The following is a 13894-nucleotide window of genomic DNA, read 5'->3' on the forward strand; positions in this document are numbered from 1 at the left end:
TGAGCGGGACTGTCGGCAAATGCCGGCAGTTTTTTTTAATTCTGGCGTTTAGTCTTTGAACGATAACCCATTTTCCTTCAAAGCCGTCCTAAGTTTGGGCAAAGATGCCGGTCCCATCCCGTGAAATTGCAAGATCTCTTTTTCGCTATACTGTGAGAGCTGTTGCAAGGAAGTGATTCCATAATGTTTCAGTGCTCGTCTCGCCGGTGCCGAGAGTAGCGAAAGAAATCCGTTGTCGGGTTTGCGTTCTTGCTCACAGATCGGGCAGGAAGGACAATCGCTGCTTTTATAATATTGGTGGCCATTGCTGCAAGTTCTTAAAGTTCTTTTGGAAGCTGCCATGGTACATAACTCCTTTTTCATAAGAATTATTATTCCTCTAATTATAGTGTACGAGGGGGTGGGGTATCTACTTCCGGTCGCTGCTCCCCCCACAAAGTGAAGTTGAATCCGGGAGGCTTAGTCCGATTACTTTGCGGGGACCCCAGGTCAGCGGGAAATTTTGATTGAAGCCGTTAGTAGCGGATATTTCCGGCAGACAAAGGCGAGCGCTATCGCTCCTCCAGTAGATACCCCACCTCCGTATGTTTCTCTATTTGTAAAAATCCACTTTTTCAACAAGCTCTGAAGCATTGTCCTATTTTAAAAAATCCGTTTTCTGTTGATTTTGCTCCGAAAAGTGTTAGCCGAGCCCGCAAGGTTTCCAGCATACTTTGCTAAGAGAGAATGATTCTCAATTAGCTGATCGTACAATCGGGAGGAGACTACAAAGTATGCAAGAGTCAAGTGTTCAACAAATAGGTGCGGCGCAGCATCGTTGGAGTATTAAGGACGTCGTCACCTGCGTTATTTTTAACATCGTCATTATGGTCGTCATGACGGCTGTTTCCATGAGCGCTTCGATGTTTTTCACACCGGCGTTTGCCCATCTCGCAGGCCCGGGCATCATGGCTCTGCTATGCGGCCCTCTTTATATGGTGATGGCAGGGAAAATCTCCAAACGCGGGGTCTTCATAGGGACTTCGGTCATTTCCGTCCTGCTGTTTCTGGCGATGGGGCTTATCAATATGCTTTTTTTGCTCGGTTTCGGGATCATCGCCGAGCTTGTCATGGCCGGCAGGAACAGCTATCGCGATTGGAAGCGCAATGCCGCCGGGTACAGCATCTTTTTTGCAGGCTTTGCGTTGTGCGCCGTGATTCCCCTGTTCTTGTTCAAGCAGAAAATGATCGAGATTTATTCGGCGAGCTATTCGCAGGAAGCGATGGATACGATGTTTTATTACTACGAAACTCCCAGCATGATAGCTGTGATGGTCACGGTCGCCATAGCAGGTTCGGTGCTTGGCTGCTATTCCGGAAATAAATTCCTGAACCGGCATGTCAAGAAAGCGAAGCTGGTCTAGCGGCAGGAGGGTCGAACTTGAGCATCAAGGTAAGGCTGGACCCGCGAACGCATTTGCTTATTTTGCCGTTAATGAGCCTATTGACCCTGGTTGCGGGCTCTTCCGCTCAAACCATGGCGATCATTCTGCTCGGTATGCTCTATTTGCTGGCTCTCGGGCTGCCGAAAAAGGCTTTGCAATACGGGCTCCTGTTTGTTTGCTGCAAAGTTGCCATTTTTGCTCTAAGCGGCATCGTGTTCGGAACTTTCGTTATTGTTTTTTATACGTTAAGTCGGATGATCCCTTTGATGATGATCGCTTCCGCGCTTCTGGTATCATCGCCAAGCGCTATCATGTGCGCCTTTGAACGGATGCGCATGCCGAAAAACCTGATTATTACCATTTGCATTCTCACCCGGTTTTTTCCGGTAATTATGCAGGAGATGGCCGCGATTCGCAGCGGTATGCGCGCCAGGGGCATTTTCAAGCGCTGGTACAGCGTGCTGCAAAAGCCTGCACTGGCTTACGAATGTTTTTTGATGCCGCTGGTTGTGCGCTGTCTGAAGCTGTCCTCCGAGCTGGCCGCGTCGGCCGTGCTTCGCGGCATCGAGTGTACCGTGGTCCGAAGCAGCGTGCATCCGATAGGACTTCGGGCGGCAGACGGGATCGCGATGCTGTTGTTTGTCGTACTGGCAACTGGAATCTATGTGATGGTGTAGTAGGAGGACAGGATGATTGAGCTGACAGCTGCTGGCTTTACCTATGAAAGCGAGTTTGAGGACCACGATGAGACGGAGGGCGTATCCGACCTTCATCTGTCGGTTGGAGCCGGGGAATGCGTCGTGCTTTGCGGCCGCTCCGGATGCGGAAAAAGCACCGTTTTGCGCATGATCAACGGTCTTGCTCCCCAATTTTATCCGGGGAAGCTGACAGGCACAGCGCAGGTGTCAGGCAAGCCCGTGGCCTCCTTTCTCCCGGCGGAAAAGACAAGGCTCACGGGTTCGGTATTTCAGGACCCGCGCAGCCAGTTCTTTATGTCGCTTGTGGGCGACGAGCTCGCTTTCTCGGGAGAAAATTTGGGGCTTGCGCCTGCCGAAATCCGCCATGGCGTTCAAACTGCAGCGGATCGCATGGGAATAGCGCATTTGCTGGATCGTCCCTTGGATCAGCTCTCAAGCGGGCAAAAGCAGAAGGTCGCCATTGCCGCGGCCACGATGCTGTCTCCGAAGCTGCTGATCCTGGACGAGCCGAGCGCCAATTTGGATGAGAAAGCGACTTCCGAGCTGGTGGAGACCCTATTGCAGCTGAAGCGCTCCGGAACGACGCTGATCTTGAGCGAGCATCGGCTGCACGCTTTCTTGGAGGTGGCGGACCGTTACGTGCTGCTGGATCAAGGAACCGTCGCACGAACGTGGAAGAAGGACGAATTTGCGGCACTTCGTTACGAGGACGTGAAGCCATACGGGCTGCGCCATCCAGATATGGAGATGACCGGGATCAACCTGCCTTCGGACGGGTTACCCGCCGCCGCCGCTTCTACGCAGGGCTGGGAGGGACGGTCGTTGACTTATGCTTATCGTTCGTCGTCACATGCTCTTAAAGGGATCGATATTGACCTGAAGCCGGGCAGCGTGACCGCGCTGACGGGGGAGAACGGCGTTGGAAAAACGACGCTGTGCAAAGTGCTCTGCGGCCTCCTGCGACAGCAGGGCGGAGAGGTGTATTACGCCGGGAAAAAACGTTCGGCAGCCGGGAGACGCAGCTTGAGCTATTTGGTGATGCAGGATGCGGACTACCAGCTCTATGCCGACAGCGTGGGCAATGAACTGGTGTTGGGCAGGCGTCTGGACGATGCGCTCCGCTTAAGGGCTTATGAAGCGATGGACGCATTCGGCCTGAGAGCGCTTCGGGACCGGCATCCCGCGTCCCTGTCCGGCGGAGAGAAGCAGCGGGTCACCATCGCCGCGGCTTACTGCTCGGACGCAGAGCTGATCGTGCTGGACGAGCCGACCAGCGGGCTCGACGGCGACGGTGTCTTGAATGTGGCCGCATGGTCCAGGAAGCTTGCGCAGGCAGGCAAAACCGTTGTCATCATCACGCACGATCGCATTCTGACGAAGCTGGCCTGCGATCATGTGCTGGAACTGAAAAACGAACCCGAAGGAATGAGAAGGATTGAACCGTAAACCGAAAAAAGGCATTCCAAGGCTGTTGGAGCTTGCGGGCGAGAAAAAGTCGCTGCTCGTATGGTCGGGGATCATGTCTACCGCAAGCGTATTTTTGATGCTGGTTCCGTACGTCTCGGTCTATTTCGTGATGGCCGAGCTTTTAAGGCACGCATCGGACATTTCGTCTGTAGACAACACGTATATCATACGGTGGGCCGTCTGGGGCGCAGCGGGGATGGCGCTCGGCTATGTTTTTATGTATATCGGCGGGATGTGCTCACACGTTGCCGCATTCCGCATTCTGTACGGTATCCGGGTCAAGCTTTCGGATCATATAGGGGCGCTGCCTCTCGGCTACTTTAATAAACATGCAACGGGGAAAATCAAGAAAGTGATCGAGCACGATGTGGAGAAAATCGAGCTTTTTATCGCGCATCAATTGCCCGATCTCATCAATACCGCCGTCATGATCGTGGCCATCATGGTCACGATGTTTTCGCTCAATGTCTGGTTTGCCTTGGCATGCGTCATCCCGATCCTGATCGGCTTTGCCTGCCAATACTCCATGATGGCGGGCCCAAAAGCGCAAGCGGGGCTGAAGGAATATTTCGACGCGCTGGAAAATATCAACGCTTCCTCCATCCAGTATGTGCGGGGCATGCCTTCCATCAAAATTTTCGGCCAGACGGTCCGCTCGTTCCGGAAGTTTTATGACGACATGCTTCGTTACCGCGATTTCAGCGTCAAATATACCGACAGCTTTCAAAATGGCTATGTCTCCTTTAAAGTCATCATGTTATCGCTGGCCACGTTCGTCCTGCCAGTCGGACTGTTCTTCATCAGCGGAGATCCCGATCATATGGCCTTTGCCGTCACGCTGATGTTTTTTCTCGTGCTCGCGCCGGGCATTTCCACGCCGATTTTCAAGCTCAGCAGCTTTGCGTCGACCTTGACCGTCATCGTCGAAGGGGTCAACCGCATTGACCAAATCTTCCAAGAAAAGGCTGTCGAGGAACCGGAATCCGGGCAAAAGCCTTCCTCGTATGACATCGGGTTCCGTGAGGTGTCCTTTTCTTACGGCGTCGAGGGCGGCGCAGAGGTGCTGAAAAGCATTTCGTTTACCGCACCGCAAGGACAAATCACGGCGCTGGTCGGTCCCTCCGGCTCCGGAAAATCGACCATTGCCCAATTAATCCCCCGGTTTTGGGATGTGCAGAAGGGCGGCATCACCATCGGCGGTACGGATATTCGGGATATGAGATCGACCGAGCTGATGGAGTGCCTGTCCTTTGTGTTCCAGGATACGTTCCTGTTTTCGGACACCCTTTACAATAATATTTTGGCGGGCAGACCGACGGCCACCAAAGAGGAAGTGTACGCAGCGGCAAGAGCGGCCCAGTGTCACGAGTTTATCGAACAGTTGCCCAAGGGCTACGATACGCTGATCGGCGAGGGCGGGGTATACCTTTCGGGCGGCGAAGAACAGCGGGTATCCGTCGCAAGAGCGATATTGAAAAATTCGCCTATTTTGATACTGGATGAAGCTACGGCTTACGCCGATCCGGAAAACGAATATCACATGCAGCTCGCGCTGCGCGAGCTCATCAAGGGCAAAACGGTGCTGATCATTGCCCATCGTCTGACAACGATCTGCGAGGCGGATCAGATCATTGTGCTGAAGGAAGGACAAATCGACGATAGGGGCACCCACGACGAGCTTCTTGCCCGCGGCGGCTTATACAAAAGAATGTGGGACGCCCATACCGCTTCCGCCTACTGGGAAATGGATCTTCGACCGGAAGAGGAGGTGCTGGAGCGATGATGAGTAACCTGCGCCATATTACGGCAGGCCATCCCCGGAAAATGCTGAAGCCGATCCTTTGGACGGTGTTCGCCAATCTGGCCAATCTGTTTCCGTTCGGGTGCGTCGCTGCGGCGGTGAGCATGATTTACGCCTATTATTCCAAGGAGCAGCCTGCTTTGGATATCCAGGGCTTGTGGTTTGCCTGGGGAGGGATGGTTCTGTTCCTTGTCGTGCTGTTTATCGGCGAGCTGATGGCATACCGGTCCACTTACCGCGGGGCATACGAGTCGTCTGCCGAAGGCAGGGCCCAGGTGGCCGAGCATCTGCGCAAGCTCCCGCTCGGCTTCCTCTTAAGCAAAGATTCCGGCGAGCTGGGGCATACGATGATGAACGATTTTGCCCAGACGGAAAATGCCGCGACGCACAGCTTGCCCCAAGTTGTCAGCGGCGCCATAATCCCCGTTCTGGCGTTTGCGGGGCTGCTCTTTGTGGACTGGCGGCTGGCTGCGGCCATGCTTGCGGGATTTCCCGTATCGATGTTGATTCTATGGGGAGTTTCCCGTCTGGAACACAAGCTCGGCAAGAGCCATTCGCAAGCGAGAATCGATCAGGCCAATCGTTTGCAGGAATACCTGCTTGGCATGAAAATCATCAAGGCTTACAACCTGCGAGGCGAAAACTTCCAAAGGCTGGAGCAGGCTTTTTCCCGGTATCGGAAAGAAAGTATCAGGTTGGAAGGGGGGCTCGGTCCCTTTTTCCTGGTCGCGATTGCGTTTATGGAAGCAGGCTTGTCCTTGATGACGATGGCAGGCGTTTATCTTATCTTGGGCGGCGCAATCACGGTGCCTTTGTTCGCGACGTTTTTGCTGGTGGGCACCCGCGTGTTCGATCCGTTGTCGGCTGCGATTATGCGCCTGCCTGCATTTAAATACGATGTCATGGCAGGGGAGCGTATCGTAAATCTGCTGGAGCAGCCTGTTATGGCGGGGGAGAAGGAGCCGCCGGAGGATCATGACATCCGGTTGGAGAACGTATCCTTCGGTTATGGCGAAAATATGGTTCTGGATAACGTTTCCATGGACATGAAGAAAGGGACGCTTACGGCCATCGTCGGCCCTTCGGGAAGCGGGAAGAGCACGCTGCTGCGCCTTATTGCACGGTTTTACGACCCGCAGCAAGGGAAAGTACTGTTCGGCGGCAGCGACGAACGCGAGATGGACCCGGAAAAGCTCATGAAAAAAATGTCCATGGTGTTTCAGGACGTTTACCTGTTCCAGGACACGATCCGCAACAATATCCGCTACGGACGGGAGGACGCCACCCAAGAGGAGATTGAGGCGGCCGCTAAGGAGGCTTGCTGCCACGAGTTCATCATGAAGCTGCCGCACGGGTATGACACGATGGTCGGCGAGGGCGGGTCCACCTTGTCGGGAGGCGAGAAGCAGCGCATTTCCATTGCGCGCGCAATGCTCAAGAATGCGCCGGTCATTTTGCTGGACGAGGCCACTTCCTCGCTCGACCCGGAAAATGAGCTGGACATGCAGAAGGCGATCGGCCGCCTGATCAAGGGGCGAACGGTCATCCTCATCGCCCACCGGCTGAAAACCGTTGTGAAAGCAGACCGCATCATCGTGCTGGACAAGGGCAAAGTCGTGGAACAGGGGCGGCATGAAGAACTGCTGAAAAACGGCGGTCTTTACGCCAAGCTGTGGGATTTGCAGACGAAAACAAGTAGCTGGAGGATTACGACATAAGCATCGATATCTAATGTCTGCCCAGATATGGAGCAGGCAGTGTGTTGAGATAGAGGTTTTTGACTGAAATAGAGATACATACGGAAGTAGATACCCCACCCCCTCGTACACCTCTATTCTCTCGATCGAGCATTTTCTCAACAAGCTGTCTGCCCAGATAGGGGTAGGCTTCTTTTTTTGTGCAGGTATGCCTTTACAAAATCCTTAGAAATATTTAGGCGAAAACGGTTGACATCGATTGGGAAATCAAATATATTCTGGGGGCTAGGATCTTCGGCTTTGAAGTTTATAGCGTTTTTATTTTTCTTGAAAATAAAAACGTTTTAATTTTCAGAGTTGAGGATTACTTCGAATGAAAGCGCATAATATCAAGGGAGGAGGACATGAGTACGGCAGTTCATCGCCGGATGAGGACCGATGAGGATATGCAAGACCATGCAGTAAGCTGTATTCCAACTTCATGTAAGAAAGGAAAGCCATCACAATGAACAACCATGCAAGAAGAATCGGAAACCGCATGCTTTCGCTACTATTGACGCTTGTCCTGTTAACGCTCCAATTTGCGGGTGCTGTATCCGCTGACGATTCGCCGGTTTCTTCTACCTTGGCAGAATGGAAATATAGCGCGAATCCGGCCGATCAGAGCGTGTTCGCCGCAACTTACGGCGTCTACAAGGGCAGCTCCGCCCTTCAGGCTGTTCCTGCCAGGGCAAAGGACACCTTCGGCTGGGACGACAGCCTCCAAGCGATCCGCTATCAAGGCTGGCACGAAGAGACGGGGAAGGAAAAATATTGGCTCGCAACCGTCTCGACGAAGGACTTCCAGCAGATCACGCTATCTTCCGAGCAGCAGGGCAGGGGCTCGACCGGCCCGCGCGATTTTCGGGTGCAATTCAGCACGGACGGGCAGCAGTGGACCAATCTTACGGGTGACGGCACAGGCTTGCCCGATCTCGTGATGAATAAGGACGCGGCAACGCGGTTAACCAGCGTGCCTCTGCCGGGCGTCGCCAGCGATCGGGAGCGCCTGTACATACGCTGGCTTGTCGTTTCAAATGTGAGCACAAGCGGAGCGGCCATCGGGGAATCGGGCTCCAGTCAGCTCATCAGCGTCACCGTCAAGGGGATACGCAAGGGCTCGTCCTCCGATGTGACTCCGCCGACTGTGCCCGCGGGACTTAGCGGGCAAGCGATATCCGACACATCGATCCGGCTGACATGGACGGCCTCTACGGACAATGTCGGAGTCGCAGGCTACAACATTTACCGCGAGGGCGTAAAAGTCGGGACGGCGGCAGCCGCATCCTACGAAGACGCCGGACTTGCGGCGGCGAAGACCTACACGTACCATGTGACGGCTTACGATTGGGCGGGCAATGAATCGGATGCGAGCAGCCAGATCGCAGTTTCGACACTTGCGGCTGCATCCCGTCAAAAGGTTGCGGAATGGACCTTCGCGGGCGCCGGGTCCGGGGGCGTGTGGCCGGCTACGGACGGCACCTACAAGTCGGCGTCGACGTTCCGCAATATCGGCGGCGTATTCGAGGCCTACGACAGCGACAAACAAGCGATCAGCTATCAAGGCTGGGACAACGGCAGCGGCAGCAAATATTGGCTGGCGACCGTCTCGACGAAAGGGTTCGAGCAGATTGCACTGTCCTCGCAGCAAAACTCCTCGGGCTCGGGACCACGCGATTTCAAGGTGCAGATCAGCACGGATAAGCGGACATGGACGGACGTGCCGAATACGGACCTGACGATGGTCACTTCCAGCTTCAATTGCGCAAACCAGTCGTGCAAGCTGATCGACGCTCCTCTTCCGGCGGAAGCCGACAATCGGGATATCCTGTATATCCGCTGGATTGTCCGTTCGGATACGAATACGAAGGGCTCCTCGGGAATCGGCGGCTCCGGTTCGAGCCGGATCAAGGATATCCGGGTATCGGGCAAACGGATCGACGGTGCGCCGATTGTCATCCCGACGATCGATACGGCGGAGCTGCCCAAGGACGGCGCCGTTCAAGTGTCGGCGACGGCCCCGGTGTCCGTGACCTTTAATAAGCCGATCGCGCTGAATTCCGGATATGAAGCGGCCATTGTCGACGATCACAACCGGACGCTTGCTCCGGTAATGCTTGATATTGTCAATCAAGTCGCGCTGAACATTCAACATCCGTCTTTTACGTACGGTAAGACTTATACGGTGAAGCTTCCGAAGGAGCTCATTCGAGGCAAGGACGACCAAGTCCCGCTCGCTAGGGATATCCTCTGGAGCTTTACGGTGCAGGATTCGCCGTACATGCCGAAGCTGATCAATATGACGTTTAACGGCGATCCCGGAACAAGTCAAGCGTTTGCTTGGTACACCGATGTGAAGACGGGTACGGTCGTGCAAGTGGCCGAGGCCGACAAGGTGAAAGACGGCGTATTTCCGGAAAGCGAAGCGGTTGCTTATGCAGGCAGCGCGGAGGAAATCGAGACCTTCATGAAGAAAGGCGACCGGGAAACCGGCCAGAAGACGAAATTTACGAGTCATAAAGCGGTCGCAGACCGTTTGAAGCCGGGAACCGCCTACAAGTTTCGCGTAGGCAACGGCGAGCCGGACGGCTGGAGCGTCATCGGGTCGTTCAAGACGGATGCGGGCAAACAGGCGGGCTACCGTTTTATTGCCGGATCGGACTCGCAATCCTCCAGCAAATCGGGGTTCGAGCCGTGGGGCGATACATTCAGAAAAGCGATCGATCATATCGGCGATCCCAAATTTTTGATCAACGCCGGGGACCTGGTGGATAACGGAGATTTGGAGGAACAATGGCAGTGGATGCTGGGAGCGGCGCAGAACGAACTGCTGAACGTGCCTTTCGTCCCCGTGCTTGGCGGACATGAGGTTCAGGACTGGGACGGAGACGAAACGACGCCGAACAACAACTTCTACAATCACTTCAATCTGCCGAAACAGGAGGTGGAAGGCACTCACGAAGGATCGGTTTATTCGTTCGAATACGGCGATGCGCTGTATCTGGTATTCAACTCCCAGTTTGTCGGCGGACTTGCGGAGAACGGAGTCGACGTGGAATGGGCCGATAAACAGTTTTGGGATCAAGTCGCGTGGATGAAGAACACGGTGGCGAGGAGCGACAAGAAATGGAAATTCGTCGCCTTCCACAAAGGCCCTTATTCGGCGGGAGACAACGCAGGCGAGTGGGAGGACGAACGGGTACAATTTTACCGAAAGTATCTGATTCCCGCCTTTGACGAGATGGGCATCGACATGGTATTCGAAGCGCACGATCACATGTATATGAGATCGTTTCAGATGTACAACGATAAGATCATTCCCGCAAGCCAGCTGACGTTTGACCAAGAAGGCAATGCCGTGAATCCGAAGGGCACGGTCTATCTGATGTCCAATGCGTTCGGCAATAAATTTTACGAAAAGTATGTCGATAAGAACGGCGTTCCTTATGACGATTTTTTTGCAGCCATCGATACCCAGCCGTTCAAAAAAATGTTTACCGATGTCTCCGTCTCGGATGAGGTGCTCAAGTTTACGGCCTACACGGCTGCGGTCGAAGACGAGAAGCCGGGAGATAGCGGGGTGCAAGCCTACGATAGATACGGCATTCGGAGAACAGACGACAAGCCTGCGAAGGTGGAGGACGCCAAAGTTCAAGTTACCGGCAATCAAGCCGTCCTTTCGTGGAAGGCTCCTACTGCAAGCACCGAGCCGGTAAGAGGCTTCCGGATCTATGAAAAGAACGATAAGGTGAACACGCATTGGAGCGTCTATGTTCCGGCCGGAGCGCAAGCGGAATACACGTATGCGGTTACCGACATCAACCCCGCGAAAAAATACGATTTCGTCGTGAAAGCGGTCGGTACGAGAATCAATTCCGATGCGGTCGAAGTCAGCACGCAGGATGGACCGGTCGATTCCGATCCGCCTTCGGCGCCGACGAGCTTGACCGGTACCACGGTTTCCGCTTTTCAAATTCAGCTGAACTGGAAGGCGTCCGCCGGAAAATCGGAAGCGGTAGGCTACAACATCTACCGTGACGGCGTCAAAGTCGGGACGACGACAGCGACCTCCTACAGCGATACGGGGCTAAAGCCCGCTACAAGCTACAGCTACGAAGTGAAGGCGTTCAATGCGGAAACGATCGAGTCGCTGCCAAGCAACCGGGTCGAAGTCGCGACCAAGCCTGCACCCTCCGGAGACGGCCCGTTCAAGGCGTACCCGCAGCATACCGCGTATGCGGGCGATTCGATCAAACCGAATCACGTGACGCAAGCCGAGATGGACGCAACGGTGACCCGGCTTTACAAGGAATGGAAGGCAAAATATTTGAAGAAGAATCCTTATGATCCGACACAGTACTACGTATGGTATGCGGATGGGGATTGGTTTAAAGACGGGGAAATTACCGTCTCGGAGGCCCACGGATATGGCATGCTGATCACCGCGCTGATGGCGGGACATGACCCGGAGGCGAAGACTTATTTTGACGGCATGTACCGTTATTTCAGGGCGCATCCGAGCGCCATTAACCCGCAGCTGATGGCATGGCAGCAGGCCGACAACGGCAGCGCCATCGTCGATATCAACGGCGCGGATTCCGCTACGGACGGGGATATGGATATCGCGTACGCGCTGCTGCTGGCGGACCGGCAGTGGGGAAGCGCGGGCGAAATCAACTATTTGGAGCAGGCCCGCAAGGTGATCGACGCGATCATGGAAAGCGAAGTTAACCATACGGAATGGACCTTGAAGCTCGCCGACTGGGCGAAGGACGAGGACCCGATGTACGGCAAAGCTTCCCGTCCTTCCGATTTCATGCTCCAGCATCTGAAGGATTTCCGGATCGTATCCGGCGATAGCCGTTGGGACAAAGTCATCGATCAAACGTACCGCATGATCCGGAGTGTGCATGAGAAGTACAGTCCGAATTCCGGGCTGCTGCCCGATTTCGTATTCAAGGATACGGACGGTCAATTCAAGCCTGTAAGCGAGAAGAAATGGGACACCGAGAGTGGATATTTCCTGGAAGACGAGCATGACGGAGACTATAATTACAACGCCTCCCGGGTTCCGTGGCGTCTTGGCACCGATTTCCTCCTGACTGGGGATCGGCGGGCGAAAGTGCAGCTCGGCCGATTGAACGGCTGGATTCGCGCGAAAACCGACGGCAAACCGGCGGGCATCAAGGCAGGCTATAAGCTGGACGGATCGACGGCGTTAGGCGATGATGCGGATCTTGCGTTCTCCGCTCCGTTTATGGTCAGTGCCATGACCGACTCGTCCAGCCAGCAGTGGCTGAACGATTTATGGGATTACAATGCGGCCATACCGACGGAAGACGCGCTCTATTTCGGCAACAACCTCCGACTGCTGAGCATGCTGGTCGTGTCCGGCAACTGGTGGACCCCGGCCATCGTCGACGCCGAAGCGCCGACGGAACCGACCATCGAGCGGGCCGAAGCGGTATCCGGCTCTGCGATCGATCTGAAATGGACGGGGGCTACCGATAACTTCGGGATTGCGGGCTACAAAATTTTCCGCAACAATGCCGAAATCCAGACGACCACGAAGACCGAATACCGGGACACCGGACTTTCGCCGAATACGACTTACCGTTATTTTGTGATGGCTTTCGATGCGGCAGGCAATTATTCGAAAATAAGCAATGTGCGAGTGGTGTCTACTTTAAGCGACTCCGACTCCGATTCGGATTCGAGCGGGTCCGGCGGTTCAGGTGGGGGAAGCGGTGGCGGTTCATCGGCTTCGTCCGACGGGAAGCTGTCGATCCCGGCAGGCGGCTCGGGAACCGCAAGCCTAGGAAACGCGATATCCGTCACGGTTCCGGCGGGAGCAGCCGATCAGGCGTTGACGCTGATCGTGGAAAAAGTGGCGGACCCGTCGAAGCTCCTTACCCAGCAAGAGACAAAGCTCAGTCCGGTGTTTGAACTGACGAAAAATACGGCTGGCTCGTTCAAAAAGCCGGTCACGTTGACGATCGCCTTCGATCCTTCGCTGCTGCGAACCAACCAGACCGCTGCCGTGTTCGCTTACGACGGCAAGAAGAAGCAATGGACGAATATCGGGGGAACGGTCGATGGTTCCACGATCAAGGTGAACGTAGACGATGCGGGGATCTATGCGGTGTTCGCCGTCGATAAGAAAACCGTAGAAACGCCGGCGGATCCGAAGCCGGTATCGTTCACCGATACGGCAGGGCATTGGGCGGAAGGCATCATCCGGCAAGCGGTGACAAGCGGCATCGTTACGGGATACCCGGACGGTTCCTTTAAACCGGATCATATCGTCACCCGGGCCGAATTTGCCGTCATGCTGACTGGGACGATGAAGCTTGCGAAGGAGGGCGCCGCCCTTACGTTCGCCGACCGTTCCGAAATCGGCGCCAGGGCGGAGAATGCCGTAGCGCAGGCTGTCCAAGCGGGCATCGTTCAAGGCTACGAGGACGGCACGTTCCGTCCGAATGCGCAGATCACACGGGCTGAGATGTCCGTCATGATCGCCAATGCGCAGGGAGCCGCACGTCAAGCGGCCGATTCGACCGGTTTTTCGGACGACGCCGACATCCCGGGATGGGCGAAAGCCGCCGTCGAGGCGATTCACAAGCTTGGCCTGGTCGAAGGCCGGGAAGCTAACCGCTTCGCCCCGGGCGCCAGCGCAACGAGAGCCGAAGCGGTCACGGTACTGCTGAAGCTGAAACAATCCGGGAAGTAATTTTCAACAACCTCTAGGCTGTCGGGATTTTTCTCGGC

The 13894-nt window shown here is 55.0% G+C and carries 7 protein-coding genes; 6 read left to right on the plus strand and 1 reads right to left on the minus strand.

Annotation, left to right across the window (positions count from 1 at the left end):
• Window positions 1-48 precede the first annotated feature (48 nt).
• Window positions 49-342 carry an RNA polymerase alpha subunit C-terminal domain-containing protein gene (locus tag NI000_RS32595; RefSeq protein WP_253415490.1) on the minus strand — a complete coding sequence of 98 codons (294 nt, stop codon included), beginning with the start codon at window positions 340-342 and terminating at the stop codon, window positions 49-51.
• A gap of 431 nt (window positions 343-773) precedes the next feature.
• Between NI000_RS32595 and NI000_RS32600 the strand changes: the two genes are divergently transcribed.
• From NI000_RS32600 to NI000_RS32625, 6 genes are all read left to right on the plus strand, one after another.
• Window positions 774-1403, plus strand: coding sequence for an MptD family putative ECF transporter S component (locus tag NI000_RS32600; protein ID WP_253415491.1), 630 nt, complete (start codon window positions 774-776; stop codon window positions 1401-1403).
• Window positions 1404-1420: 17 nt separating this feature from the next.
• Window positions 1421-2101 carry an energy-coupling factor transporter transmembrane component T family protein gene (locus tag NI000_RS32605; RefSeq protein ID WP_253415492.1) on the plus strand — a complete coding sequence of 227 codons (681 nt, stop codon included), beginning with the start codon at window positions 1421-1423 and terminating at the stop codon, window positions 2099-2101.
• Between the two features lie 12 nt (window positions 2102-2113).
• Entirely contained in the window at window positions 2114-3568 is a 1455-nt protein-coding gene (locus tag NI000_RS32610) for an ABC transporter ATP-binding protein (RefSeq protein ID WP_253415493.1), read from the plus strand.
• The gene (locus NI000_RS32615) at window positions 3558-5372 is read left to right on the plus strand and encodes an ABC transporter ATP-binding protein (protein ID WP_253415494.1); all 1815 of its coding nucleotides are present in this window, start codon (window positions 3558-3560) and stop codon (window positions 5370-5372) included. The genes NI000_RS32610 and NI000_RS32615 overlap by 11 nt, the downstream gene beginning before the upstream one ends.
• Entirely contained in the window at window positions 5372-7108 is a 1737-nt protein-coding gene (locus tag NI000_RS32620; protein WP_253415530.1) for an ABC transporter ATP-binding protein, read from the plus strand. The genes NI000_RS32615 and NI000_RS32620 overlap by 1 nt, the downstream gene beginning before the upstream one ends.
• 484 nt (window positions 7109-7592) lie before the next feature.
• A complete protein-coding gene (locus tag NI000_RS32625; RefSeq protein WP_253415495.1) occupies window positions 7593-13856 on the plus strand; it encodes a glycosyl hydrolase family 8 in 6264 nt (2087 codons plus the stop codon).
• Window positions 13857-13894 lie beyond the last annotated feature (38 nt).

The sequence above is a fragment of the Paenibacillus tyrphae genome (assembly GCF_024158745.1).
Taxonomy (GTDB): Bacteria; Bacillota; Bacilli; order Paenibacillales; family NBRC-103111; genus Paenibacillus_G; species Paenibacillus_G tyrfis_A.